This is a genomic window from Pseudomonas sp. C5pp (assembly GCF_000814065.1).
GTDB classification, from domain to species: domain Bacteria; phylum Pseudomonadota; class Gammaproteobacteria; order Pseudomonadales; family Pseudomonadaceae; genus Aquipseudomonas; species Aquipseudomonas asiatica.
In genome coordinates, this window is the sequence record NZ_JWLN01000027.1 from 23110 (window position 1) to 48132 (window position 25023).

Here is a 25023-nt window from a genome sequence, read left to right on the forward strand (position 1 = left end):
CCCTCAGAAGGTGACGCCCAGGCTCAGCGAGACAAAGTCCCGGTCACCACGGGTGCCATAGTCGCCATCGATAAAGTCGGTGTACGACAGGCTCAGGCTGTAGGTACTGGCAAGCGTCGCATCCAGCCCGATGCTCATGGCCTTGGAGCCTTCGCTGAAAGCCGAGCCTTCCACCGGGCCTGTACCGTGCACATCGTGCGACCAGGACAGGTTCGGCCGCAGGTCGAAGCCGGCGATCACGTTGGGGTAGGTCAAGGTCGCGCGTAACCGGTAGCCCCAGGAGAACGGGGTCATGAAGCCTTGGTCGTTACAGTGCTCTGGCGTTTTGGAAATCGCCCGGCAGACGCTGTTGTCCGCCAGCTCGCCACTGTTGAAGGTACCCGAGCGGCCGTAGCGCGGGCCTCCGCCGCCCTCCAGCCCACCGACGTAGGTGGCCCCGGCCTCGCCCACCAGTAGCATCTGGTTGGCCCCCAGTACCTGACTGAAGGCATGTACGGCGGTCACCTGAAGCTGGGTCACCTCCTTGCGCCGGTAGCCGTCGAACAGGGTGCTGGCGCTTTCTGGCCGCAGCCCGTCGCCCAGCAAAGGCGAACGTCCCTCGACGTTGAGCAGCGACTGGATGATGTCGGTACCGTTGAGTTGCATGGGCATATTCGGCCGGTAACTCAGCTCACCCTGCAGGGCCGTACCGCTGCGCAGGGTGGTGGCGAACGACAACCCGTACATGCGGATGTCCTCGGGGTACTGCACACGGTACTGGGAGGTACCCAGGCGCAATGCACCGACCAGCGACTGACCGGCAGCGGAGCCGAGGAACCCGGCGCAACCGGCCGGGCCGATACCCAGGTTGGCGCACAACTGGGGGGCGAAGCGGCTGTTGTCGAAATAAGGGCTGCTGACCGTCCCCAGATAAGGCGTGCGGCTGTGATAGTTGGCTGCGTAGGCACCGAACTCGGTATCCAGCGCCGCCACGTACCAGCGCAACGACACACCCCACTGCCCGCCGTCGCGGGCATCCTGGTCACTGCCCCGGGGTATGCGCACGCCTTCGCTGGTCAGGTTCACGCCAAACGGTGCAAGGCCGGCCACGGCAGCCGGGTTGCCAAGCAACCTGGCTCCCACGTCCAGGCCATCGCAACCATCGGGCAGGAAATCGTTGTTGGAGAAGAACGTGCCACAGTTGTCGAGCTGGGTCTGGTCCCAGTCCAACTGGTAGAAGCCATCGACCGACAACGCCTCGGTCAGGTTCTGCGTGAAGTAGAACAGGTTCACCGGCACCAGCGCGTCCTTCACCTCGGAACCTGGGCGGCGCAGCGCCGCCAGGTTGAAGGGGTTGATGACGTTCAGCCCGCCCTGGATGAAGGTGCTCTCGCCCCAGTTCACTACCTGCTTGCCCAGCCTTGCCGAGCCTGGCTGGCCATCGATGTCGTAGAGGTAGTAGCCAAAGGCGTCGAGCAGCTGGGTACCTGCGGTCTTGGCCGAGCGCTTGCGGTTGTTGTCCTCGACCTGCTTGAAGCGCTGGTCATGGTCGCGCAGCGCCGTGTCGTACCAGTAGGTGCCACGCAGGAACACACCCAGGTTGGCATGTTTGAGTTCCAGATCATGGGTACCTTTGAACACTGCCGAAAATACATCACCCGAGGCAAAGTTCAGGCGGCCGTCATCACTGTTTGCACTATTGTGCAAAGCCGGGTCCGGGTTGGCAGTGGAAATGCTGGTGCCAAACGAAAACGCTGAATCAAACTGTCCTTCAAACTCTCCCAGATTAAATTGAACAGCCAGGGCAGGCACAGAAAAAAGTGCAGACGACGCAAGCAGCGACAATGGTCCCGAAAGACCAGAAGCACGAAATGCCATCACTCTTAACCTCTTATTGTGTTTATTCGAGAGTGAGTTGCGAGTTAGCGCCGAAACACGGCGCAAAGGCTTGTGTAAAAGGGGCTGGGTAAATAAGTGAAAGTTTCTGTTATCCTCGATCCGGTGTTCCCCGATACTAAGTAGGCCACTAGAGCTGAACAAATAACGTCTCTCGATAGTTGCCATACCACTTCGGCATAGCCTGAGAATTGCCATGACTTTGAAACAGCTGCGTTACCTGATTGCCATTGTCGAAGCCGGCAGCTTCTCCAACGCCGCGCGCCACGCGTTCATTGCCCAGCCAGCATTGAGCCGTCAGATAGGACTGCTGGAAAGCGAGCTGGAAATGCAGTTACTGGCGCGCCAGCATGACGGCATCGAGCTGACCGATGCAGGGCGCCAGCTTTACGAAGTGGCACGCTCGGTGATACAGAAGCTTGATTCGGTGAAGGACGAACTCAAGTCCAGCCGCGGCAACCCCAAGGGCCACGTGGCCATCTCGATTCCGGCCACGGCTTCGGCGCTGTTGTTGCCAGCCATCATCACCCAGGCGCAGGCGCGCTTTCCTGGTATCAAGCTCACCGTATGGGACGGCCTTAGCCGCGAAGGCGGCCAGGCGATCGAGCTGGGCAAGGTGGATTTCGGTGTGGTGCCCAATGCCGAGGAGCTGGCGCACATTGTCGCCGAGCCCGTGTTCTCCGAAGACCTGTACTGGGTCGGCCTGCCTGCGCATGGTCCGGACGATTCACCGATCACCCTGGCCGAGGCCGCGTCGAGCCGGCTGGTAATGCCGCCGCGCAGCCTGCACCTGCGCAGGCGCATCGAGCAGGCTGCCATGGAAACCGGCGTGGCCCTGGATTCAAGCTATGAACAGCAGTCTGCGCCCGGCATAGCCAGCCTGGTACGCGCCGGCCTGGCGGCGACCATCAGCAACTGGCCGCCATTGCTGGACCTGGCCGCCCCGGCCAGCGCGCGGCTGATCGTGGAGCCGCGCATCACTCGTACGATTGCCCTGGCCCATTCGCAACACAAGCCATTGTCGTTCGCCGCCGCCTGCATGCGCGACCTGGTGCGCGGGCTGCTCGTGGATGCGGTGCGCAGCGAGCGCTGGAAAGGCACCCTGATAGAGCGTGCCCCCCTCCCCCAGCAGAGCCTCTGAACGCAGCGCAGGTCAGGCCCGGGCCAGCGCAGCCGTGCCCACCTGAAGCAGCCGTTGGCGGGTTTTCTGAGGGTCCATCCATACCAACCCTGTCAACCCGGCAATGACCAGCACCGCCCCGCATACCAGGAAGCCCTGGCCATACCCTGCCGGGTGGTCGGCTCCGGCGCCCTGCACCAGAAACCCCGTGACTACGGGTGCCGCCAGCCCGGCCAGCGAAGCGATACCATTGCCGATAGCCAGGATGCCGCCACGCTGCCCGCTGGGCGTGAACTCCGCCAGCATGGCTGGCCCCACCGAGTACATGACCAGCGCCAGCCCGCCACTGAAAGTCAGGCTGATGATTCGCTCGACATTCCCCAGGCCCGGCAGGAACAATGCCGCCGACAACAACCCGCTGGCAATCAGGCACAGGGACACGAAGGCTCCGCGCGACCAGCGTGTCGCCACCCCGGCGCGCATCATGCGCTGCGACAGCCAGGCCATGAACAGGCTCAGCGGCGTGGTCACCACCACGAAAAGCACGAACACCCGACCGGTCATGATCGGGTCGATGCCCAACCCGGTTTCCAGATAACTCGGCACCCACGTCAAGGTCAGGGCCAGCGACCAATTGGCGGCGAAGTGGCACAGGTAATTGCCCAGCACGGTGCGGTCGCCGAGCAGACGGCGGTAGGCGATGTGCGCCTGTTCTTCCCTGGGCTGGCCGGGGCGGCTGCGGTCAAGAGTACCCTCGCGCCCCAATGCCCACCACAGCACGCACCACGCCGCACCGATCAAGGCCAGCACGATGAAGTTCATGCGCCAGCCATAGTGCACGCTGATCCATGGAATCATTGCGCCTGCCACCAGCAGCCCAAGTGCACTACCGGTATGCAACAGCGCCACCGGCAGGTTGCGCCGGTCGTTGGGGAACCACTTGTACAAGGCATGGGTTGCCACCGGTGACGCCGGCCCTTCGCCGATGCCCAGCAGCACCCGGCAAGCGACAATAGCCCACAGGGAGGTGACGAACAGCATGGGCAACTGGATCAGCGCCCAGAACGCGCCCATGCCCAACAGCAGGGTGCGGGTCGGCCGGCGGTTGGCCATGAAGCCACCGACCACTGCAGAGATGGCGAAGAACCAGTGCAGCGCGCCGCCCACCAGGCCGAACTCGGCCGGGGACAAACCCAGTTCCCTGGACATGGGTACCGCTACAAGGCCGATGACCACCTTGTCCAGGAAGTTCACCAGCATAAGCAGTGCCAGCAGTACCGCTATCATCCAGGCCGTGCCTGCACGCGCGCGGGAGTCAGTATGAGTCATGTCGATCTCTCTTATTGTTCTTGTGGGAGAGCCCGGCCACTCGAGGCCGGGCGTGCAGTTTCACTGCTCGGGCATGAGCACGCCCTTGGCAATGGTGTTGCGCTGGATTTCGCTGGTCCCGGTAAGAATGCGCATCATACGGGTCGCACGGAAGATCCACTCCACCGGGTTGCCCCGCAACAGCCCGGCACCCCCATGAATCTGCACCGCGCGGTCGGCGATACGGAAGGCCGTTTCCGATACGAACAGCTTGCACATCGGCGCCTGGGTGCGGATATCGCCACCGGCGTCATTCACCGCGGCAGTGGCATAGACCATGCTGCGTGCCGCATGCAGTTCGGTGGCCATGTCGGCGATCATGTGATTGATCGACTGGAACATCGCGATCGGCTGGCCAAACTGCTTGCGAGTGCGGGCGTAGTCGACCGTCAGGTTCAGCGCCAGGCCCGCCATGCCCAGCATGGTTGGGCAATGCAGCAGACGATTGAGAGTGATGCGCCCCATTGCCAGCTTGAAGCCCTGCCCCTCCTCGCCAATGCGGTTGGCCACCGGCACTCGTACCTCATCGAGAAGGATGTCGCCATGGGCGCCGCCACCGGACATGACCGAGTAATCGCTTTCCACCCGCACGCCCGGCGCATCCAGCTCGACAAAGAATGCCGAGATCCCCTGGGCGCCACGCCCGGGGCCGGTGACCGCGAGCAGTATTGCGATATCAGCATAAGGCGCCCCGGAAATGTAGCGCTTGGCCCCGCTCAGCACGTAATGCTCGCCGTCGCGCCGAGCGGTAGTCCTGATCGCCGTGGCATCGGACCCGGCTTCACTTTCGGTCAGCGCGAAGCACACGGCCTTTTCGGCTCGGCACACCGGCTGCAGGAAAGCCTCGACCTGGGCCGGGCTGGCCACCTTGAACAGATGGCCGATACGCGGCGGCCCGGAAAGCTCGCCGAGAATGTGCGGCGCCAGCATAGAGCCCGTCAGCACCGTGGCCTCCTTCACCGCACACAGGTCGGACACGCTCAATCCTGCACCACCAATCGTTTCGGGCAGCATGATGTTGTAGAAGCCCTGCTCGCACGAGCGTTGCCACACCTGCTGCAGCACCTCTCGCGGGTGCGGTTCGGCCCAGCTGAGGCCGGCGCGTTGCTCCAGGGGCAGGATTTCGTTGCGAACGAAGCCGCCGATGGCCTCGATGATCTGTTTGGCCTTTTCGCTTGGCTGGTACATGGCAATTCCTCAAGTCAGATGCGGCGTTCGCTGTTTTGCCAGTAGGCGTCTCGAATCAGGCGGCGCACCACCTTGCCGTTGGGGTTCTTCGGCAGCTCGCTGACGAAGTCCACACCGCGCGGTTTCTTGAACCCGGCAAGAGCCTGGGCGCAATGCTCGATCACCTCGTGCTCCTGCAGCTGCATGCCAGGCTTGAGCACGATCACTGCCCGCACCGCTTCGCCCCACTGTTCGTCGGGCACGCCTACCACGGCAGCCTCGAACACTTGCGGCAAGCTGTAGAGCACCTGCTCGACTTCGCTGGGGTAGATGTTGAAGCCACCGGAAATGATCATTTCCTTCTTGCGGTCGACGATGAACACGTAGCCCTGCTGGTCCACCGTGGCCAGGTCGCCGGTGAGGTAGTAGCCATCACGCATAACCTCGGCGGTGAGATGCGGTGCGCGCCAGTAGCCCTGCATGATGTCCGGTCCCTTGACCACGATCTCGCCCACCTCGCCTGGCTGGACATCGCGGAAATCGTCGTTCACCACACGCAGGTCGGTCTCGAAGTAGCATCGTCCGCACGAGGCCAGCCGGCGGTAGTCGCCGCCTTCGCACAGGTGGTCCTGCTCGGTCAGCACCGTCACCAGCGAGCAGGTTTCGCCAGCGCCGTAGCCCTGGGCCAGAATCGGCCCGAACACTTCGATAGCCCGCTTGACCAGCGCTGGCGCCATTGGCGCTGCGCCATACATCACCAGGCGCAGGCTGCTCAGGTCATAGCGCTCGACCCCGGGAAAATTGACCAGACGGTTGATCATGGCCGGCACCAGGAACAACCGGGTCACGCCCTCGCGCTGGATGGTCTCGAGCAGCAACTGGTCATCGTAGCGTTCCAGCAACAGGCTGCAGGCACCCACCGCCAGAAGCGGCATCAGCTGCATGCCGCTGGCATGGGTGATGGGGCCGACATGGGCCATGATGTCGCCTGGGCCGGCACGCCGGGTGGGGCTGGCGATGCTCTTGCGGATCAGCGCCTTGCGGTTGCCGACGCTGAGCATTGCTGCCTTGAGCACACCGGAACTGCCCGAGGTGTAGTGCAATACGGCCAGTGCATCGTCAGGCAGATCGCAACTGACCGGCTGGCTGCTGCCTTGGGCCAGCAGTGCGCCGTAGCCGATATCGCCACCCTGCTCGCCGAGGGTAACGATCAGGCGTAGCGCAGGCACCTCCTGCCTGCGCGCCAGCAAGGCCTCGGCAGCTTGCGGGTCGGCGATCAGCGCGACGCTGCAGGCGTCATTCAGTACCTGGATCACTTCATCCAGCGCCAGGCGTGCATTGACCGGGACCTTGACCAGGCCGGCCTTGTAGAAAGCCACCTCAGCCTCCACCAGCTCGACCCGGTTGGGAGCCAGGATCGCGACATGTTCGCCGCTGGTGATGCCATGGGCCAACAAGGCCGAGGCCAACTGATTGGTCCGCTGTTCAAGCTGCGCGAAGGTGAGGCGAGTGTGGCGGTCGATCACCGCCAAGCGCTCAGGCCAGTATCTTGCACTTCGACTGGTTAGGGTTGCGAGGTTCACGTTGTTGTTCTCGTCGCGGTTTAAGACCCGGTCGATGCTAAACAGCGTGCGGTCGGAGCAAGTAATACCAGTTACGTATGCGGGCCATAACGGTTTGCACTGGACCACATCGCATGAGCGGCAGTGGTGATGACACATCGCTTGCAAATGACACCTTGTGTCATTAATATCGATTTTGTGTCCTGATAGCGCTTCGCGCCAATCAGCCTTTATAGGCCCTTCATGCAGGTACAGCCCATGACGACCACCATGCAGACCCCCAAGGATCAGCTCGTCAAACTCGCCCAGCAGCAGATGCTGACGGCGCTGGCCGACAACACCTACACTCCTCGCCAGAAACTCGCCCTTACCTGCCGCATCCTGTTCGACGGCGGCCACGATTCGGGCCTGGCCGGGCAGATCACCGCCCGCGCCGAGCAGCCTGGCACCTACTACACGCAACAACTCGGCCTGGGCTTCGACGAGATCGCCGCTTCCAACCTGCTGGTGGTCGACGAAGACCTCACCGTGCTGCAAGGCCGCGGCATGGCCAACCCGGCCAACCGCTTCCATAGCTGGCTGTACCGCGCACGCCCCGATGTCAACTGCATCATCCACACCCACCCACTGCACAGCGCCGCCCTGTCGATGCTGGAAGTGCCACTGGCGATCTCGCACATGGACCTGTGCCCGCTGTTCGACGACTGCGCGTTCCTCAAGGAATGGCCTGGCGTACCGGTGGGCAACGAAGAAGGTGAAATCATTTCCAGGGCGATCGGCGACAAGCGCGCGATCCTGCTTTCCCACCACGGTTTGCTGATCGCCGGCCGCTCGATCGAGGAAGCCTGCGTCCTTGCCATGCTGTTCGAGCGCGCGGCAAAGATGCAGCTGCTGGCCATGGGCGCCGGTGAAATTCGCCCCATCCCGGATGCCCTGGGCAAGGAAGCCCACGACTGGATCTCCACCCCCAAACGTCATGGTGCCGCGTTCAGCTATTACGCGCGCCGTGCCTTGCGTGCCCATGGCGACTGCCTGGGCTGACTGAAGCTGTACTCTTTCCCCAACAACGGCAAAGGTGCCTGGTTATGTCTACACCTGTAATTCGCGGCGTTATCGGCTACACCATCACTCCCTTCAAGGCAGACGGCGCGCTCGACCTGGATGCCCTGGGCCTGTCCATCGACCGCCTGATAGAAGACGGCGTGCACGCCATCGCACCGCTGGGCAGCACCGGCGAAGGCGCCTACCTGTCCGACAGCGAATGGGAAACGGTGGTGCGCTTCAGCCAGGCACGCATCGCCGGCCGCGTGCCCAGCGTGGTCAGCGTCTCCGACCTGACTACCGCACGCACCGTGCAGCGCGCCCGCCTGGCACAGGCCTGCGGCGCCACGGCGGTGATGGTGCTGCCCATCTCCTACTGGAAGCTCACCGAAGCCGAAGTGGTCGCCCACTACAAGGCGGTGGGCGCGGCCATCGACATTCCGATCATGCTCTACAACAACCCGGGCACCAGCGGCACCGACCTGTCGGTGGAGCTGATCCTGCGCATCCTCGGCGAAGTGCCCAATGTGACCATGGTCAAGGAAAGCACCGGCGACATCCAGCGCATGCACCGCCTGTTCAAGGCCACCGATGGCCAGGTGGCCTTCTACAACGGTTGCAACCCGCTCACCCTGGAAGCCCTGGTGGCCGGTGCCACCGGCTGGTGCACCGCCGCGCCCAACCTGATCCCGGCGTTGAACCTGGCGCTGTGGGACGCGGTGCAGCAAGGCAACCTGGCCGAAGCTCGCGCGCTGTTCTACCGCCAGTACGAACTGCTGGAATACATCACCCGCCGTGGCCTGCCCACCACCATCAAGGCCGGTTTGAAGATGCTCGGCCAGGATGTCGGCGCTCCACGCCTGCCCCTGCAGCCGCTGGATGCGCAAGGCAGCGACTACCTGAAGAGCATGCTGGTAGAACTGGCCGACTGACCGTGACAACTGCCCGGCGGCGTCTTGCTGCCGGGCTTCATCCTGGCAACGTTGCTCGCCCTTGGCCAGACTCGACCTGGCGCAACACCTTCGCCAGTTTCGCCACGGCCATCGCCAGTTCACCAGGGGTATGCGCCGCAAACCCCATCAGCAATCCCGCCTCCCCTTTCGTCGACGCATACAGGCCACTTAGCCCCAGCAGGTCTATACCAGCGGCCTGCGCCGCCTTCACGGCCTGCTCTTCAGGCATCGGCCTGGTGAAAACACAAGGCATCTGCATGCCGCCTGCGGGCACACGCGCGACAAGAAAGTCCGACAGCTGTGCCTGCACCAATGACGCCAGGGCATCGCGGCGCTCCGCATAGATCGCCCGCATCAAGCGCACATGGGCGCCGAAGTGCCCGCCTTCGATGAACCTGGCCAAGGTCAGTTGTGCCAGCGAAGCCGTATGCCCGTCCTGCAAGGTTCGCGCAGCGGTCATCGGCTCGACCAGTTGCGGCGGCAAGACCATGTAGGCAATGCGCAAGCCGGCGAACAGGGACTTGGTGAACGTGCCGATGTAAACCGTACGGTCGTGGGCATCCAGGCCTTGCACGCACGCGGTGGGTTTGCCGGCATAGTGAAACTCGCTGTCGTAATCGTCCTCGATGATCCAGGCGCGTTGTTGCCGGGCCCACTCGATCACCGCCAGACGCCGGTCCAGGGACAGGGTCACGCCAGTAGGGAACTGATGCGAAGGGGTCAGGAAAACAGCCCTGGCATGGGGAGCCAGCCGTGTTATCTGCGCGACCTGCATGCCGTCCGTGTCCACGGCCACGGCGATGCAATGCAGGCCAGCAGCACCCAGAGCCTTCCTGACCCCATGGTAGGCCGGGTCTTCGATAACCACCTGGTCGCCCGCGTCGGCCAGTACGTGAGCACACAGGCTGAACGCCTGCTGTGAACTGGTAAGGATGAGCACGCGGTCAGCCGTGGCCTGTGCGCCACGTTCAAGATTGACGTAATCGGCAATAGCCCGCCGCAGTGGCTCGGTACCTTGCGCGCTACTGGGCTGCAATGCCTGGGAGCCATGTTCCTTGAACACCTGCCGTTGCAGCTTTTCCCAGGCCTGCAACGGGAAGTTGCGGGTTTCCGCCACCCCCGGCGCAAACGGCCGAGAAACGAAGAAATTGTGCACTCCGCCCTCCTGGCATAGCGCCTGGCCACGACGGCTGATTGCCGGCGGTTCGTCCGGGGCTTTCACCTTGCGGCCCCGGGGCTGGGCCGGCAGGTGCTGCGCACGGGGTGAAACGAAGCTGCCACTGCCCACCCGGCGCTCTATGAAGCCTTCGGCGTGCAGCTGGCCATATGCAGCCTCGACCGTATCCCGTGACACAGCCAGCGAGGCCGCCAGCGCACGGGAGGCGGGCAACGCCTTGCCCACGGGCAACGCCCCTTCGAGAACAAGCTGGCGTATCGCACGCTGGATTCTTACGTGCAAGGGCAGTGACGCGCGCTCTGGGTCGCCGATCCAGGCTTTCACCGACTCCAGTTGTGCATGCTTGAACATTGGTATGGCCATGTGTGGAAAAGTGGTGGGGCTATACCGGCCATTCTAGCGCTATAAAAACCAGCCTTTCCAACCCTATGCGCCAGAACGACCGAGGCCTCGATGAACACGCCCGCACACACTGTTCCAACCCCGCTACGGCTGACAGACATCCTTCACCCCGTGGTGGCGGGGATCGTTTCGGTAATAGTCAATTATGGCGGCACCTTCATCCTGGTGTTCCAGGCCGCCAAGCTGGCCGGGCTGAGCCCGGCGCTGACCTCCTCGTGGGTCTGGTCAGTGTCGATCGGCGTCGGGCTCAGTGGCCTGGTCCTGTCCTGGTACAGCCGCGAGCCGGTGATCACCGCCTGGTCCACGCCGGCCGCTGCGTTCCTGGTCACAGCGCTGGCCAGCGTGCCCTACAGTGACGCCATCGGTGCCTACCTGCTGTCGGCAGCCGGCTTCGTGATGCTGGGAGTGACCGGTTACTTCGAGCGCCTGGTGCGGGCCATCCCGGGCGGAATTGCCGCCGGCCTGCTGGCGGGTATCCTGTTGCAATTCGGCATTGGTGCATTCGGCGGCCTGTCGGTCGACCCCGCCCTGGCCGGGCTGTTGATCGCGGCCTATGTAACATTCAAACGCTTTACCGCCCGCTATGCCGTAGTAGGCATTCTGCTGCTAGGCCTGGGCTACCTGCTACTGCAGGGCCAGGTGGACCTGACAGCGCTCAGGCTGGAATTCGCCACGCCGTTGTTCACCGCGCCCACCTTCTCCCTCAACGCCGCCCTGAGCGTGGCCCTGCCGTTGTTCCTGATCACCCTTACCGGTCAGTACATGCCAGGCATGCTGGTGCTGCGCAACGATGGCTTCAAGACCAGCGCCAATCCGATCGTGGCAGTCACTGGCCTGGGGTCGTTGCTGATGGCACCGTTCGGGTCGCACGCCTTCAACATCGCTGCCATCACCGCCGCCATCTGCACTGGCAAGGAAGCCCACGAAGACCCGGGCAAACGCTGGGTCGCGGGCATCGCTGCCGGTGTCTGCTACATCCTCGTAGGGGTATTCGGGGTCACCCTGGCCAGTGTGTTCATGGCCCTGCCGGCCACCTTCATCACCACGCTGGCCGGCCTTGCGCTGCTGGGCACCATCGGCGCCAGCCTGGCCAACGCAATGGCAGATGCCCGTTCACGCGAAGCGGCACTGATCACATTCCTGGCCGCGGCAGCCAACATCAACCTGTTTGGCATTGGCGGGGCATTCTGGGGGCTGGTCATTGGCTTGCTGGCCTATGCCGTACTGAACGGCCGCCTACCCGGTTTCTGCCACTTCTCCCGGTAAGCGGGCTTTCCACCATCCTGCCGTGCGCCAGGTGCGCACGCCGTACAACAGGTATCGACATGCCCAAAGCTGGCCCCAAGCTTCTTACCCAAATTGCTGCCGTACACTTCGTCAGCCATGTGCACATCATGCTTATCCCGGCGCTGCTACCCGTGCTCCCCGACTTGCTGGGGGTAGGGTTCGTCGAACTCGGCGCAGCCCTGGCCGTGTTCAATATCGTCTCCGCCCTGGTGCAGGCACCGCTAGGCTATGCCGTCGACCACTACGGTGCGCGCAAGGTGCTCAAGGCGGGCTTGCTGCTGGGCAGCATCAGTTTCCTGCTGGTTGCTGTCAGCCCCAGCTACATCCTGCTGTTGGTGGCGATGGCCATGGCCGGCCTGGCCAATGGCGTGTACCACCCGGCCGACTACGCGCTGCTGGCCAACGGCATCGAACAAGGCCGCCTGGGGCGGGCGTTCTCGATCCATACCTTTGCCGGCTTCCTCGGCTCGGCGGTAACGCCAGCGATATTTCTAGGCATCGCTGCACTATTCGGCACGCAGGCTGCCCTGATGGCGGGCGCGGCTGCGGGGGTTGCCGCCTTGCTGTTGATATCGGTTCCAGGCAGTGGAATCCACCACGTTGCCAAGCCTGGCAAAGGCGGCTCTGGCCCCACTGCAGCAGGTCGCGCGCGACTGTTCACGCCCATGCTCGGGCTGCTGACGGTCCTGTTCATCTTGCTCAACCTGAGCACCAGTGCCATCGAGAAGTTCTCCGTGGCCGCCCTGGTCCAGGGCCAAGACCTGACCCTGGCCTGGGCCAACACGGCACTCACGGCCTTTCTGCTCAGCAGTGCTGCAGGTGTACTGTGCGGTGGGGCCTTGGCTGACCGGACCCGGCGTCACGGCCTGGTGGCGGCCTCGGCCTTTGCCCTGGCTGCCGCGTTGACAACGCTGGTGGCCCTCGGGCTGCTTCGGGGCTGGGGGTTGGTGGTGGTTCTCGGTGCCATTGGCTTGCTGACCGGGATCATCGCCCCGTCGAGGGACATGCTGGTGAAGGCAGCGGCACCGAGCGGCGCCGAGGGCAAAGCGTTCGGGCTGGTCTCGACCGGCTTCAGCATCGGCGGTGCCCTAGGGCCGGTGGCGTTTGGCTGGATGCTCGACCAACGCCTGCCTCATGGCATCTTCGTGGCATCGATCGTGTTCATGCTGCTGACGGTGCTGCTGACCTTGGCACAGGAGGCCTACCTGGCCAGGAAGCACCGACAGCCTGTCTAGCCCCAGGGCTGCTTTGCAGCCCTTTCGCAATGCAAGGCAGACCCTGCAGAACAGCACATGGCCATTGATTCATCTGCGCACTGGCTACTCAGGCGACCGGATTGGCATGCACCACCCGCCCACCTGCCCCCGGCCGATTGACGAACAACACATCCAGCACACTGCCGTGCAACCCCTTCAACGCATTCCAGTTCGCTGATGCATGCACGTACCTGTCTCGCAACAATCGCTGCTCATCCTCGGTCAACCCAGGCTGTTCGCATTCACCCAGGGCAAACGCATGCAACTTGCGGCTGATGCCCAGCAGTTCATCCGGCAGCCGGTGCTCGACCTGCCCGCCAAGTTGCGCAAACGGCACACCAGCGCGCACCGCCAGCTCCCGCATGATGCTCAGGTACACCCGCGACAGCTGCCCCGCCACTTCCCGTTCGCGGTACACCGCCGCATACACCTGTTTCTGCGCCTCGCTAGGCAGGCCACCGGCAATCGGAACCTCCCAGGCCAGCACACGCGGCCTGGGCGCGCCCATTTCGCCAAACGACGACGCCAGCAACGCACTGACTGTGGCATGCGCACGCGTGTGCTCGGCGCGCATTCTCAGCGGCACCCGCTGAGAATGCGGTTTGCACAGCAGCACCTGCTCCTGCGTGGTATCCGGGTAACCACCGCCAATGTTCGAGTGCACGCCTGGCAACACGATGTCATGGCCGCTGCGTACCAGCGGGAAGTTGTGCCGCTGCTCGTCCCCCGCCACCAGTTGCACCATTTGCCGGGCAATGCCCGCGCCCAGGCCCAGGCGCAAGCCACCATGGCGGTCGTCGGCAGGATCGAAGTCGCCCTGCAGCGGCGCGATAATCGCAGCAACCGTGTCGAACAGGCCGATGAAGTTGATCACGATGCCACAGGGCACAGCCAACAGGCTGCTGCCGCCATCATGCAGCAGGTTGGCCAGATGACGCACAGCCGCAGCGCCGCGGCTGAAACCGAACAAGTCGAACTCGACCCGCTCGAGCCTTGCCTGTGGGTGCGCCTGGCACCAGTCCCGCAATTGCCCGGCAATCCCCGCCAAGGCCTCGGTGACCCGCGCCTCGGCCCCTCTACGCCCACACCCGGTGGCCGAGGCATAGGCATGATCCGCCTCCCCCGCCAGGGTGCCCACGCCCTCGACATAGCGCTTCAGAAACGCCATGGTCCCATCAGCATTGGCCCCCAGCGTCGGGTACAGTGCATGCAACAGGGCCACATTGCTCAAGGCATTGGCATAACTGCCCCCCTTGTTCCCCGGTGCATCCACCGGCATCACATTGCTCAGGTTGTTACCGGTGCCATCGAAGAACACGCCAAAACGCAGGGTGATCGGCGTGATGCGTGCAGTGCTATAGCTGTTCAGGTCCATCGTCGTGCTTCCTGCTTGTACCAAAAGCACAAGCAGGCGCCAGCACGCTGCTGCGGAACATCAGCCAATGGCCAGCGATACACAGGACATTTCCGGACCTGCATGGCCCCCGGCAAGGATAAATTTCCCTACCGCCATTGGTCGCCACCCCCCCGGATGGATTAAAGTATCACCCCTTGCCAGGGCAGCTGCTTCCAGCCGCCTGCGGCCCCATACCAGGAACCGTCACCGATGGAACACCGTGAAGCGCTGATCGCGCTGCGCACCTTTCTTTCTTCACAGATCCTAGGCCAGGAGAAACTGGTCGAGCGGCTGTTGATCGTGCTCCTGGCAGACGGCCACATGCTGGTCGAAGGCGCGCCGGGCCTGGCCAAGACCAAGGCCATCAAAGAGCTCGCCGAAGGCATCGAGGCGCAGTTCCATCGCATCCAGTTCACCCCCGACCTGCTCCCGGCCGACATCACCGGCACCGAAATCTACCGCCCGGAAACCGGCAGCTTCGTGTTCCAGCAGGGGCCGATCTTCCACAACCTGGTGCTGGCCGACGAAATCAACCGCGCCCCGGCCAAGGTGCAGTCCGCACTGCTCGAAGCCATGGCCGAACGCCAGGTCAGCGTGGGCCGCAGCACCTACGACCTGTCGCCGCTGTTCCTGGTGATGGCAACGCAGAACCCGATCGAGCAGGAAGGCACCTACCCGCTGCCCGAAGCCCAGCTCGACCGCTTCCTGATGCACGTGAAAATCGGCTTCCCCGACGCTGCAGTAGAGCGGCGCATCCTGTTGCAGGCCCGTGGTGAAGCCCTGGGCGGCGAGACCAAGCCCGAGCGCCGGGTCAGCCAGCAGGCGATCTTCGCCGCCCGCAAGGAAATCCTCGGCCTGTACATGGCCGACGCGGTGGAGGAATACCTGGTGCAGCTGGTGATGGCCACCCGCACTCCGGCCAAGTTCGACGCCGAACTGGCCGACTGGATCGCCTACGGCGCCAGCCCGCGTGGTTCCATTTCGCTGGACCGCTGCGCGCGCGCCCACGCCTGGCTGGCCGGGCGCGATTTCGTCAGCCCCGAAGACATCCAGGCGGTGCTGTTCGACGTGCTGCGCCACCGCATCATCCTCTCGTTCGAGGCCGAGGCGGCAGGGATCGACCAGGACCGCGTGGTCCAGCGCATCCTCGACGTCGTCGCCGTTGCCTGAGCCCATGCCCACTGCATCGCTGGCCGAACCCGGCATCCGCATCGGCCTTGCCGAGCTGATCGACATGCGCCACCGCGTGCGCGAAATCCAGCTGTTTTCCCGGCCCGGCCAGCGCAGCCCGCTGGTGGGCCTGCACCACTCCAAGCTGCGCGGGCGCGGCGTGGACTTCGACCAGGTGCGCGTCTACCAGGCTGGCGACGATGTGCGCAACATCGACTGGCGGGTTACCGCGCGTACCCAGGAGCCGCATACCAAGCTGTTCCACGAAGAGCGCGAACGGCCCATCTTCATTCTTGTCGAGCAGAGCCAACGGCTGTTCTTCGGCTCGGGGCTGATGTTCAAGTCGGTGCTGGCCGCCCAGGCTGCAGCGCTGTTCGGCTGGGCCGCGCTGGGCCATAACGACCGCATTGGCGGGTTGGTGTTCGGCGACAACGAGCACCACGAAATCAAGCCCCGGCGCAGCAAGCAGAGCCTGCTGCAACTGCTCAACCGCCTGGCCAAGGTCAACCAGGCGCTGCACACCGAGGCCACGCCCGGTGCCGACAGCCTCGGCCTGGCCCTGCGCCGCGCCCGCGAAGTGCTGCGCCCCGGCAGCCTGGCCATCGTGATCTGCGATGAGCGCTCGCTCACTGCACAGGTGGAGCAGCACCTGGCCATGCTCTCGCGCCATTGCGACCTGCTGTTGATGCCGGTGTCCGACCCGCTCGACCATGCCCTGCCCGCCGCCGGCCTGCTGCGCTTCGCCCAGCGCAGCGCGCAGCTGGAGCTCGACACCCTGGACGCCAACCTGCGCCAGGCCTACCGCCAGCAGGCCGAAGCGCGTATCGAGCGCTGGGAGCTGATGGCGCAAAAGCTGCGCGTGCTGCTGATGCCACTGAGCACCCAAAGCGACATGATCGAGCAGCTGCGCGAATACCTGAACGCCCAGCGGCCACGGAGCGCGTCATGAAGAGCAGCGGCCAATGAACCCGCTTGATCAACTGCAGCCGCTGATCGCCCCCGCGCCGATCGGCCTTTGGCCACCAGCACCCGGCTGGTGGCTGCTGTTGGCCGTACTGCCGCTGCTGGCCTGGGGCCTGTGGCGGGTGCGCCACTGGCGCCCGGGCAAACGTCGTATCGTGCGTGCCGAACAACCCTTGGACCCGGTACGCGTGGAAGCACTGGCCGAACTGGCCCGCCTGCCGCGCCCCTACGATGGCGCGCCGGCCGGGGCGTGGCTGCAACAGATCAACGCCCTGCTCAAGCGCTTGTGCCGCAGCCACTACCCAGGCGCCAACAGCCATACCCTCAACGGCCGCCAGTGGCTGGCGTTTCTCGACAACCGCTGCCCGGCCGCCGGCCTGACCCGCTGGATGGTACTGGTAGAGGGCGCCTACAAACCCGAGTGCAAGCTCGACGACAAGGCCATCGCCGGGCTCAGCCAAGCCGTCGAAACCTGGATTCGCAAGCATGTTTGAACTGGCCTGGCCGTGGGTCTTCGCCCTGTTGCCGCTGCCGTGGCTGGCGCGCCTGGTGCTGCCGGCCGCCGACAGCGGCGAACCGGTGCTCAAGGTGGGCTTCCTCGACGAACTGGAAGGCCTGGCCGGGCGCCGCGCGCGGCTCAACCTGCCAACCTGGCGCCAGCAGGCGCCCTTCGTCGTCATCTGGCTGTTGCTGCTGTGCGCCGCCGCCCGCCCGCAATGGTTGGGCGAGCCGGTGCCAGTGGCTGCCAGTGGCCGCGACCTGCTGGTGGCGGTGGATGTGTCCGGGTCGATGGACTTCCCCGACATGCAGTGGCAGAACGAAGAGATCAGCCGCCTCGACCTGGTCAAGGCGCTGCTCGGCGACTTCCTGCAGGACCGCGAAGGCGACCGCGTGGGCCTGATCCTGTTCGGCAGCCAGGCCTACCTGCAGGCCCCGCTCACTTTCGACCGGCGCACGGTGCGTACCTTCCTCGACGAGGCGCAGATCGGTATCGCCGGCAAGAACACCGCCATCGGAGACGCCATTGGCCTGGCGGTCAAGCGCCTGCGTCAACGCCCGGCACAAAGCCGGGTGCTGGTGCTGATCACCGACGGCGCCAACAACGGCGGGCAGATCCACCCGCTGACCGCCGCCCGCCTGGCCGCCCAGGAAGGCGTGCGCATCTACACCATCGGCATCGGCGCCAACCCCGAAGCCAGCGGCACCCCTGGTCTGCTCGGCCTGAACCCGAGCCTGGACCTGGACGAAGCCTCGCTCAAGGAAATTGCCGACATCACCCACGGTACCTACTTCCGCGCCCATGACGGCGCCGAACTGGACGCCATCGGCGACACCCTCGACCAGCTCGAACCGGTGGCCCAGCAACCGACCCAGGCGCGCACGGCCAAGGCCCTGTATGCCTGGCCCCTGGCCCTTGCCCTGCTGCTGAGCGTGCTGCTGGTGCTGGCCGTGCAATGGCCGGACAACCTGCTGCACCGCCTGCTGCGCAAGCCGCGCTTCCTGCAACCGCACCCGGAATGGCGCCAGCGCCTGAAGCGCCTGCGCCTGAGGAGGCGGCGATGATCGAACTGTGGCCCGAATGGTTGCGCCCGCTCTGGCTGCTGGCCGTACCCCTGCTCGCCTGGCTGCTGTACAAACTGTGGCACCGGCGCAAGCGCGCCGGGCGCTGGCAGATGATTCTGCCGCCGGCGTTCCATGGCGTCCTGCTCGGCGGTGGCAGCGGCAGCACCAGCAAGCTGCCGTGGGTGGCGCTGGGCCTGGCCTGGGTGCTGGTGATCCTGGCGCTGCTCGGGCCGAGTTGGCAGCGCGTGGAAGAAAGCCGCCAGCGCCCGGCCGACCCACTGGTGATCCTGCTCGAACTGACCCCGCAGATGCTCGCCGAGGACAGCCCGCCCAACCGCCTGGAGCAGGCGCGGCGCAAAATCCTCGACCTGCTGGAGCACCGCCGCGACAGCCAGACCGCGCTGGTGGTCTACGCTGGCTCCGCACACACCCTGGTGCCGCTGTCCGATGACTTGGCCACCAGCCGCAACCTGCTCGAGGCGGTCGACCCATCGATCATGCCCAAGCCCGGCCAGCGCGCCGACCTGGCCGTGCAAAAAGGCCTCGCCCTGCTTGCCCAGAGCGGCCTGGGCCAGGGCCGCCTGCTGCTGATCGGCTCGTCGCTCAGCGCCCCGGAGCGCGAAGGCATCGCCCAGGCCCTTGGCCGCCAGGGCCCGAGCCTGCTTATGCTGGGCATCGGCAGCAGCGAAGGCGCACCGGTGCGCCAGGCCAATGGCGAATACCTGAAGGACGACCAGGGCGGCATCCTGTTGCCACGCCTGGACAGCGCCAGCCTCAAGGGCTTCATCAACGGCACCGGCGGGCGCTACCGGCATGCTCGCATCGACGACCTCGACCTGCGAGGCCTGGGCCTGTTCGACAGCCCGCGCACCGGGCGCAATGATGGCCAGACCCTGCAACTGGACAGCTGGGCCGACCAGGGGTACTGGCTGCTGCTGCCGCTGTTGCTGCTGGCCGCCTGTGCCGGCCGACGCGGCTGGCTGTTCTGCCTGCCGCTGCTGCTGGCCCTGCCCCAGCCCAGCCAGGCCTTCGAGTTCAACGACCTGTGGTTGCGCCCCGACCAGCAAGGCCAGCGCCTGCTGGAGCAGAACCGCCCCGCCAGTGCCGCGCGCCAGTTCCAGGACCCGCAATGGCGCGGCATGGCCCTGTACCAGGCGGGCGACTATGCTGGCGCCGCCGAAGCCTTTTCCCAAGGCGACACTGCCGCCGCCCACTACAATCGAGGCAATGCCCTGGCCCGCGGCGGTGAGCTGGAAGCTGCGCTGGACGCCTACGAACAAGCCCTTGAACGCCAGCCCGACCTGCAAGCGGCGCTAGACAACCAGGCACTGGTGCAGCAACTGCTGCAACAGCGCGAGGCCACTGCCGAGGAACAACCGGCCAGCAGCGATACCCAAGGCACGCCCGGCAGCGAAACCGAAGGCAACAGCAGCTCGGCCAGCAGCCCGGCCCAGGGCACGCCCGGCAACGACGAACAGGCCAGCGCCGAACAGCCCGGCGAAGGCAGCAGCAACAGCCAGGTAACGCCCGGCAACCAAGCGGGCGCGGACGACAGCGTCACCCAGCCGCCGCAGCGCCCGGTATCGACCAGCCTTGATACCGAACAGCGCCAGGCCCTGGAACAATGGCTGCGGGAGATCCCCGACAACCCGGCGGAGCTGCTGCGGCGCAAATTCTGGTATGAACAGCAATTGCATCAGGAAACCTCACGATGAGTCGCTTCGGCGTCTTTCTCCTCTGTCTGCTGTGGGCCGTGCTGGCCCAGGCCGAACCGTTGCTGCGCGCCAGCGTCGACCGTACCCGCCTGGAAGCCGGCGAAAGCCTGGAGCTGACCCTGGAAAGCCAGGACGTCACCCAGTTCGGCAAGCCCGACCTGCGCGCGCTGGAGGGTGACTTCGAAGTGCGCGGCACGCGCCAGCTGAACAGCCTGCACAGCCTTGACGGCGAAACCCGCGCCAGTACCCGCTGGATCATCACCCTGCTGCCGCGGCGCAGCGGCAGCCTGCGCATCCCCGAACTGCAACTGGGCCAGTCGCACAGCCAGGCCATCGAACTGCAAGTGCTGCAGGCCGATGCCAGCCGCCAGGACAGTGCCTCACAGGTGTTCATCGAAGCCACGCTCGACAGCAGCGAGGTCTACGTCCAGGCCCAGGCCGTGCTCACCCTGCGCATCTACCATTCAGTGGCACTGTACGACGACAGCAGCCTCAGCCCGCTGCAACTGGAAAACGCCAAGGTCGAACCGCTGGGTGAATCGCGCACCTATGAAAAGGAAATCAACGGCGTCCGCCACGGCGTGATCGAAACCCGCTATGCCGTGTATGCCCAACAAAGCGGCACCCTCGACATCCCACCGTTGACTTTCACCGCCACCGCCGCCGCCAGCCAGGACGAGGCACCGCAAGCCAACGGCACGGCCCGGGCCGGCCACCAGGTGCAGGTCAGTTCGTTGCCATTGCGCCTGGCCGTACGGCCGATTCCGGCGGCCTGGCCTGCTGGCGTGCCCTGGCTACCGGCCCGCAGCCTGACACTTGAAGAGCACTGGAACCCCGACCCTGGCAACCAGCAGGTGCAGATTGGCGACTCGCTGACCCGCAACATCACCCTGCGTGCCGAAGGCTTGTCCAGCACCCAGCTGCCACCGCTGCCAGCCACCGAAATCACCGGCCTGCGCCGGTACCCCGACCAGCCGTTGCTGCGCAACGAAATCAGCGAACGAGGGATGATTGCCAACCGCGAAGAGCGCGAAGCCTTGGTGCCGACCCACAGCGGCGCGCTGGCCCTGCCGGCGCTGGAAGTGGCCTGGTGGAATACCCGAGAAGACCACCTGGAGCACAGCAGCCTGCCGGCGCGCACGCTGAATGTGCAGGACAACCCGGCGCTGAGCGCCGACACCCCGGTCGGCGACAACAGCAGTGCCAGCAGCTTGCTGTGGCCCTGGCAGCTGGCCACCCTGGTGTTCGCCCTCACCACCGTGCTGGGCTTTGCCCTGTGGTGGCGCGCCCGCTCGCAGCCAGCGGTGCTGCGTGCCGCGCAAGCCGGGCCGAGCCCGCGTACCTTGCTGGATGATCTCAAGCGCGCGTGCCAGGCCAACGACCCACAGGCAACCCGCCAGGCGCTGGACGCCTGGGCCCGCCAGCAGCCGGAGACCCTGGCCGAGATGGCGGCGCGGTTCGTGCCGTTGTCGGATGCACTGGATGGGTTGAACGGGGCGCTGTATAGCGAGAGCGGGCAGTATTGGCAGGGTGAAGATTTGTGGCGGGCGATCGGTACGATTCCCCCGGCTGAGCAGGTATTGCTGCCGACCGGCGAGAACGGCAGCCTGCCGCCGCTATATCCCAAGTAAGTGGTTGCCTGTGCGGGCCTCTTCGCGGGCATGCCCGCTCCCACAATGACCGCGCCGGCCTGTAGGAGCAGCCTTGAGCTGCGAAGAGGCCATGACTGCCACAGACAGTCTTTTGTCATACCGGCCTCTTCGCAGCACAAGGCTGCTCCTACAGTCATTGGCTGCTTACACGCCCCCTGTGGGAGCGGGCGTGCCCGCGAACACCGGCGCAGCCGGTGCCACCGTAAGATATTTCTGAACCTGCAACCCAATGCTTCAGGATCAACCCGCTTAGGAATTATCCTACGCGCGCTGCCGAACTATCGCTGTTGTCGGGGAAACACCTCACGGATAACGTTTCCGGGTCGCTTCGGTGACCGGGTGTGAGAACCCGACGATAAGCAAATTTCCGCCAGCTTTCATGGCGGCCGCGCGCGGGCAGACTTCGGTCTGGCCGAGTTTTCCTTTGCTTCCTCGGTTTCTCACCCCGCGCACGGCTGCCACCTAAACCCGTGAGAAGGTTGCGGTGGTGGCATTCTCTGATCAAGCAAAGGGTTTGAATCATGAAAAAGATCGTCCCCGATCCACCCGTAAAACTAACGGCCCGCCCCTTCTACACCATCAACCAGGACACCCCCTCGGTTGACGCCCTGATCCACACCCTCCAGCTGATGGCCGGCATCGAAGACTCACTGGACGAATACATCTGAGCCAATGCCGGCGAGCCCGGCATCAACATGCTGGTCAACGCGGTGCATCACGTACAGATGACCAAAGCCCTGGCCGAGTTGCTGTTGCACCGGCAAACCGGGGATATCACCTGGCACTGACTACACAGCCCCAAGACATGCGCGGCCCCTGTAGGAGCGGCCTTGCGTCGCGATAGGGGTGCGAAGCGCCCCCAGAATCTGCGCATCACCGCAAAATCGCCGGGGCCGCCTTGCGGCCCTTTCGCGACACAAGTCCGCTCCTACAGAGACCGTGATCGGGGCTTCATCAACCTGCGAGCACCGGTTGAACTGGCTGACGGGTCAGATGAACCGCTGCCCCTCGAACGGGTTCCAGCCCTGTTGCCCTTTGGTCTGCTTCAGGTAGTAGGCACGGTTGGTCAGGAAGCTGTACAGAAACGCAAACGCCATGCTGATGCCGTTATCCACCGGGCGCGGGATTTCGCTACCCGTCGCGATCTCGTAGTAGCTCAGGAGAACGCCGATGGCGATCATGATGGCCAGCATGACCAGGTTCTTCTTCCACAACCCCAGCACGAACCAGTAGATCGGGCCGAAGAAAAAGGCGATGAAGTTGTTGTTGATCAGCAGCTTCTTACCAAATGGCAAGGCGCGGAAAGCGGCTTTGTAGGGCTCGGAGGTGGGTGCGCCGTACTGATCGAAGAAAGCGAAACGCTCCCGCCATTTTGGCTTGAGGTTATCTGGGGTGGATTGGGTTTGTGGGATGCCTTCCATTGGTGACTCCTGTGATTATCGTCCGTGAGTGTCGAATAGCCATGATCATGGCCGGTTCGGAGGGTAAATCAGCATGCCTTTGAGGGCAAGCTTGATACCTCCCGCAAAGCGAGAGCCAAGTCACAGAACGCCCAGGGCGGTAGTGGCCGAGAGTGTTCTCGAATGCTTTGCAGCGACACTTCCGTGGGTCAAGTCAGCATCAGCTACGCCCCGCTACTAATGTAAGCATTTCATAGAACCAACGTGGCAACCCGTATAAGCGCTGCAAAGGGGCTCCTATGTCGGTAAGCGATGGCTTGAGCCCTAGGCAGAAGCCGTTTCGCTCCCAGTAGGCGATTACACGATGGTCGGCGTTGTACTGCACTTCCATTTCACGGCCGAGCATGTCGGTGGCCCAGTTGGTGCGGGCGCCGAGGCCACTATCAGCTGCCGCCCCATAAAACCAAATTAAAATCACTTAAATCGAGATAGATCAACAGGAAGACGATCAGGATCAAGCGTATTTATCTCTTGATCAGACAACAAATCGTCAAAAACATCGCCTCCGAATTTCTCGATGAAAGCACGCTCATCTTCATAAATCGCTATGTACTGCAACCAATTTATTTTTAGCGAGTTAAATTCAAGCTGTGGAAAATGAGCATCGTTCCACATGAAAGGAATTGTCAAATACATATGAGGCTTTTTTGGAGCCTTTAGGTAATCATTGAACACATCAACAATTACATCGCCCGGCATTACATAACGCTGGCTTTTTCGGATAAAGAAAGCTGCGGAAGCTATTGCATTTTCCCAGTAGATCTCTTCAGTCAAAGCCCCGGCACAGAGCTCTACACGAGTAGCAAATTCCTCGCCATCATCAGTAAATAGTGGAACTTCCGACAACCCTATCGTACCTAAAGACTTCACCCCCACATGCAAAGAGTCCAGGGTAGTCAGTACATCTACCGAAACGCTTCTAAAGTCATCATAATAAGCTTGAACCTTGAGCTCACCCCCAAAAACCTTCAAAGCATGCCTAGCTACTGCTTTGCACTGTTCGCTTGGAATAGTCATTTACGGACCCCAATATAGATGGCGAACACTTCCTCGACCGTGGTGCCCCGGAAGATCCGCTTGTCGAAGCAGTTCTTGAGCATTGAGAACCACGGGTTAAATTTTCATTTAAAAACCGCCAATCCCAGAAACTTCTGCCTAGCAAACTCCATCATCCAGCAAAAATAAAACCGTTCAAAACCTAGACCAATTGAGAATGTTGAGCACTGCATCATCTTTCCGGTTACAAACTAGAGTAAACACTTCTTTTTTGGAGATAGAACTTCCACCACTTCACCATTATAGTTTGTAATCTCAACAAATCCACTAACTACACCATTGAAATTCTCTGTCCCTGACAATAGTGTAGGAAAATTCAGTCCATTTCGCAGGAACATGTTTCCTCCCAATATTTAGAAAGCCAAACCCACGCAAACCGCCCCTTCAAAACTCACCCGGCCGCCATCAAACCAAACATATGACTTACCATTTCATTAAATATTGAAAACTCATAGTAAACATTATCGAAGGCCTGGCGATCTCTCACCTGATATATTTTTGAGGACATTTCCAGCACATAAACATCCATATCACTCTCTCCAAAAACCAAGTAATCCTTCATCCATTCCAAATCACGCCAATTCAAATTCATCTCTATAAATTCATTGGTCTCACCGGCACAATCCGAAAATGGTATTCGGCGAGTTGAATACAAAAATACGCCATTCTCCGCAGCCCCATTACAAACACCTAATAGCTCCAGATACTCTGAGGGCGGCATAGCAAGCAACGCCAACTGACAGCGCTGAACAAATAACTCCAGATCTTCTTCAGATGCACCGGGAATAAGTGCAGGCGTACCAGACAACTTGTCGATCATCATTTTCATTTCAATCATCT

The 25023-nt window shown here is 63.2% G+C and carries 21 protein-coding genes; 12 read left to right on the forward strand and 9 right to left on the reverse strand.

Annotated features, from left to right (window positions below; translation table 11 throughout):
• Positions 1–3: 3 nt before the first annotated feature.
• The gene (locus RR51_RS20415; RefSeq protein ID WP_039614527.1) at positions 4–1857 is read right to left on the reverse strand and encodes a DUF1302 domain-containing protein; all 1854 of its coding nucleotides are present in this window, start codon (positions 1855–1857) and stop codon (positions 4–6) included.
• Between the two features lie 214 nt (positions 1858–2071).
• Between RR51_RS20415 and RR51_RS20420 the strand changes: the two genes are divergently transcribed.
• On the forward strand, positions 2072–3016 hold the full coding sequence (locus tag RR51_RS20420) for a LysR family transcriptional regulator (RefSeq protein WP_023663061.1): 945 nt from the start codon (positions 2072–2074) through the stop codon (positions 3014–3016).
• A 12-nt stretch (positions 3017–3028) separates the two neighbouring features.
• On the opposite strand, the gene RR51_RS20425 is transcribed toward RR51_RS20420, so the two are convergent.
• The 3 genes from RR51_RS20425 to RR51_RS20435 all read right to left on the reverse strand — a co-directional run bounded on the left by RR51_RS20425 (position 3029) and on the right by RR51_RS20435 (position 7113).
• On the reverse strand, positions 3029–4282 hold the full coding sequence (locus RR51_RS20425; RefSeq protein WP_039614528.1) for an MFS transporter: 1254 nt from the start codon (positions 4280–4282) through the stop codon (positions 3029–3031).
• A gap of 102 nt (positions 4283–4384) precedes the next feature.
• Entirely contained in the window at positions 4385–5551 is a 1167-nt protein-coding gene (locus RR51_RS20430; RefSeq protein ID WP_039614529.1) for an acyl-CoA dehydrogenase family protein, read from the reverse strand.
• 14 nt (positions 5552–5565) lie between these two features.
• Positions 5566–7113 (reverse strand): AMP-binding protein, encoded by a 1548-nt coding sequence (locus tag RR51_RS20435; RefSeq protein WP_039614530.1) that lies wholly within the window; start codon positions 7111–7113, stop codon positions 5566–5568.
• 237 nt (positions 7114–7350) lie between these two features.
• Here RR51_RS20435 and RR51_RS20440 point away from each other — a divergent pair, with 237 nt between their 5' ends.
• Both RR51_RS20440 and RR51_RS20445 read left to right on the forward strand, forming a co-directional pair.
• Positions 7351–8133, forward strand: coding sequence for an aldolase (locus RR51_RS20440; RefSeq protein WP_015269467.1), 783 nt, complete (start codon positions 7351–7353; stop codon positions 8131–8133).
• 44 nt (positions 8134–8177) lie between these two features.
• Entirely contained in the window at positions 8178–9065 is an 888-nt protein-coding gene (locus RR51_RS20445) for a dihydrodipicolinate synthase family protein (RefSeq protein WP_039614531.1), read from the forward strand.
• A gap of 37 nt (positions 9066–9102) precedes the next feature.
• Here RR51_RS20445 and pdxR read toward each other — a convergent pair whose 3' ends face one another.
• The gene (pdxR, locus tag RR51_RS20450; protein WP_039614532.1) at positions 9103–10614 is read right to left on the reverse strand and encodes a MocR-like pyridoxine biosynthesis transcription factor PdxR; all 1512 of its coding nucleotides are present in this window, start codon (positions 10612–10614) and stop codon (positions 9103–9105) included.
• A 102-nt stretch (positions 10615–10716) separates the two neighbouring features.
• Here pdxR and RR51_RS20455 point away from each other — a divergent pair, with 102 nt between their 5' ends.
• Both RR51_RS20455 and RR51_RS20460 read left to right on the forward strand, forming a co-directional pair.
• Positions 10717–11931, forward strand: a complete 1215-nt coding sequence (locus RR51_RS20455) for a benzoate/H(+) symporter BenE family transporter (RefSeq protein ID WP_024086547.1) — start codon at positions 10717–10719, stop codon at positions 11929–11931.
• A gap of 59 nt (positions 11932–11990) precedes the next feature.
• Complete coding sequence (locus RR51_RS20460; RefSeq protein WP_013971646.1) at positions 11991–13187, forward strand: MFS transporter; 1197 nt, start codon at positions 11991–11993, stop codon at positions 13185–13187.
• Positions 13188–13275: 88 nt separating this feature from the next.
• Here RR51_RS20460 and RR51_RS20465 read toward each other — a convergent pair whose 3' ends face one another.
• On the reverse strand, positions 13276–14583 hold the full coding sequence (locus tag RR51_RS20465) for a T6SS phospholipase effector Tle1-like catalytic domain-containing protein (protein ID WP_039614533.1): 1308 nt from the start codon (positions 14581–14583) through the stop codon (positions 13276–13278).
• Positions 14584–14814: 231 nt separating this feature from the next.
• Between RR51_RS20465 and RR51_RS20470 the strand changes: the two genes are divergently transcribed.
• From RR51_RS20470 to RR51_RS31605, 7 genes are all read left to right on the forward strand, one after another.
• Positions 14815–15774 (forward strand): AAA family ATPase, encoded by a 960-nt coding sequence (locus tag RR51_RS20470; RefSeq protein WP_013971644.1) that lies wholly within the window; start codon positions 14815–14817, stop codon positions 15772–15774.
• A 4-nt stretch (positions 15775–15778) separates the two neighbouring features.
• Positions 15779–16723 carry a DUF58 domain-containing protein gene (locus RR51_RS20475; RefSeq protein ID WP_013971643.1) on the forward strand — a complete coding sequence of 315 codons (945 nt, stop codon included), beginning with the start codon at positions 15779–15781 and terminating at the stop codon, positions 16721–16723.
• 13 nt (positions 16724–16736) lie between these two features.
• Positions 16737–17231 (forward strand): DUF4381 domain-containing protein, encoded by a 495-nt coding sequence (locus RR51_RS20480; RefSeq protein ID WP_015269461.1) that lies wholly within the window; start codon positions 16737–16739, stop codon positions 17229–17231.
• Complete coding sequence (locus tag RR51_RS20485) at positions 17224–18300, forward strand: vWA domain-containing protein (RefSeq protein ID WP_015269460.1); 1077 nt, start codon at positions 17224–17226, stop codon at positions 18298–18300. The genes RR51_RS20480 and RR51_RS20485 overlap by 8 nt, the downstream gene beginning before the upstream one ends.
• A complete protein-coding gene (locus tag RR51_RS20490) occupies positions 18297–20015 on the forward strand; it encodes a vWA domain-containing protein (protein ID WP_039614534.1) in 1719 nt (572 codons plus the stop codon). The genes RR51_RS20485 and RR51_RS20490 overlap by 4 nt, the downstream gene beginning before the upstream one ends.
• Positions 20012–21646, forward strand: a complete 1635-nt coding sequence (locus tag RR51_RS20495) for a BatD family protein (RefSeq protein WP_015269458.1) — start codon at positions 20012–20014, stop codon at positions 21644–21646. The genes RR51_RS20490 and RR51_RS20495 overlap by 4 nt, the downstream gene beginning before the upstream one ends.
• A gap of 542 nt (positions 21647–22188) precedes the next feature.
• Entirely contained in the window at positions 22189–22335 is a 147-nt protein-coding gene (locus RR51_RS31605; RefSeq protein ID WP_236693286.1) for a hypothetical protein, read from the forward strand.
• A 321-nt stretch (positions 22336–22656) separates the two neighbouring features.
• Here the strand turns inward: RR51_RS31605 and RR51_RS20505 are convergent, their stop codons facing one another.
• The 3 genes from RR51_RS20505 to RR51_RS20515 form a co-directional block, all read right to left on the reverse strand.
• Complete coding sequence (locus RR51_RS20505; protein ID WP_039614535.1) at positions 22657–23088, reverse strand: DUF2628 domain-containing protein; 432 nt, start codon at positions 23086–23088, stop codon at positions 22657–22659.
• A 453-nt stretch (positions 23089–23541) separates the two neighbouring features.
• A complete protein-coding gene (locus tag RR51_RS20510; protein WP_039614536.1) occupies positions 23542–24144 on the reverse strand; it encodes a suppressor of fused domain protein in 603 nt (200 codons plus the stop codon).
• A 430-nt stretch (positions 24145–24574) separates the two neighbouring features.
• A complete protein-coding gene (locus RR51_RS20515; RefSeq protein WP_236693287.1) occupies positions 24575–25021 on the reverse strand; it encodes a YrhA family protein in 447 nt (148 codons plus the stop codon).
• Between the last annotated feature and the right edge of the window lie 2 nt (positions 25022–25023).

Coding starts and splice junctions, on each gene's coding strand:
- RR51_RS20440 (WP_015269467.1), top strand. CDS start 7,351: ATGACGACCACCATGCAGACCCCCAAGGATCAGCTCGTCAAACTCGCC.
- RR51_RS20470 (WP_013971644.1), top strand. CDS start 14,815: ATGGAACACCGTGAAGCGCTGATCGCGCTGCGCACCTTTCTTTCTTCA.
- RR51_RS20485 (WP_015269460.1), top strand. CDS start 17,224: ATGTTTGAACTGGCCTGGCCGTGGGTCTTCGCCCTGTTGCCGCTGCCG.
- RR51_RS20480 (WP_015269461.1), top strand. CDS start 16,737: ATGAACCCGCTTGATCAACTGCAGCCGCTGATCGCCCCCGCGCCGATC.
- RR51_RS20415 (WP_039614527.1), bottom strand. CDS start 1,857: ATGGCATTTCGTGCTTCTGGTCTTTCGGGACCATTGTCGCTGCTTGCG.
- RR51_RS20425 (WP_039614528.1), bottom strand. CDS start 4,282: ATGATAGCGGTACTGCTGGCACTGCTTATGCTGGTGAACTTCCTGGAC.
- RR51_RS20510 (WP_039614536.1), bottom strand. CDS start 24,144: ATGACTATTCCAAGCGAACAGTGCAAAGCAGTAGCTAGGCATGCTTTG.
- RR51_RS20495 (WP_015269458.1), top strand. CDS start 20,012: ATGAGTCGCTTCGGCGTCTTTCTCCTCTGTCTGCTGTGGGCCGTGCTG.
- RR51_RS20460 (WP_013971646.1), top strand. CDS start 11,991: ATGCCCAAAGCTGGCCCCAAGCTTCTTACCCAAATTGCTGCCGTACAC.
- RR51_RS20445 (WP_039614531.1), top strand. CDS start 8,178: ATGTCTACACCTGTAATTCGCGGCGTTATCGGCTACACCATCACTCCC.
- RR51_RS20430 (WP_039614529.1), bottom strand. CDS start 5,551: ATGTACCAGCCAAGCGAAAAGGCCAAACAGATCATCGAGGCCATCGGC.
- RR51_RS20475 (WP_013971643.1), top strand. CDS start 15,779: ATGCCCACTGCATCGCTGGCCGAACCCGGCATCCGCATCGGCCTTGCC.
- RR51_RS20420 (WP_023663061.1), top strand. CDS start 2,072: ATGACTTTGAAACAGCTGCGTTACCTGATTGCCATTGTCGAAGCCGGC.
- RR51_RS31605 (WP_236693286.1), top strand. CDS start 22,189: ATGAAAAAGATCGTCCCCGATCCACCCGTAAAACTAACGGCCCGCCCC.
- RR51_RS20505 (WP_039614535.1), bottom strand. CDS start 23,088: ATGGAAGGCATCCCACAAACCCAATCCACCCCAGATAACCTCAAGCCA.
- RR51_RS20515 (WP_236693287.1), bottom strand. CDS start 25,021: ATGATTGAAATGAAAATGATGATCGACAAGTTGTCTGGTACGCCTGCA.
- RR51_RS20465 (WP_039614533.1), bottom strand. CDS start 14,583: ATGGACCTGAACAGCTATAGCACTGCACGCATCACGCCGATCACCCTG.
- RR51_RS20490 (WP_039614534.1), top strand. CDS start 18,297: ATGATCGAACTGTGGCCCGAATGGTTGCGCCCGCTCTGGCTGCTGGCC.
- RR51_RS20455 (WP_024086547.1), top strand. CDS start 10,717: ATGAACACGCCCGCACACACTGTTCCAACCCCGCTACGGCTGACAGAC.
- pdxR (WP_039614532.1), bottom strand. CDS start 10,614: ATGTTCAAGCATGCACAACTGGAGTCGGTGAAAGCCTGGATCGGCGAC.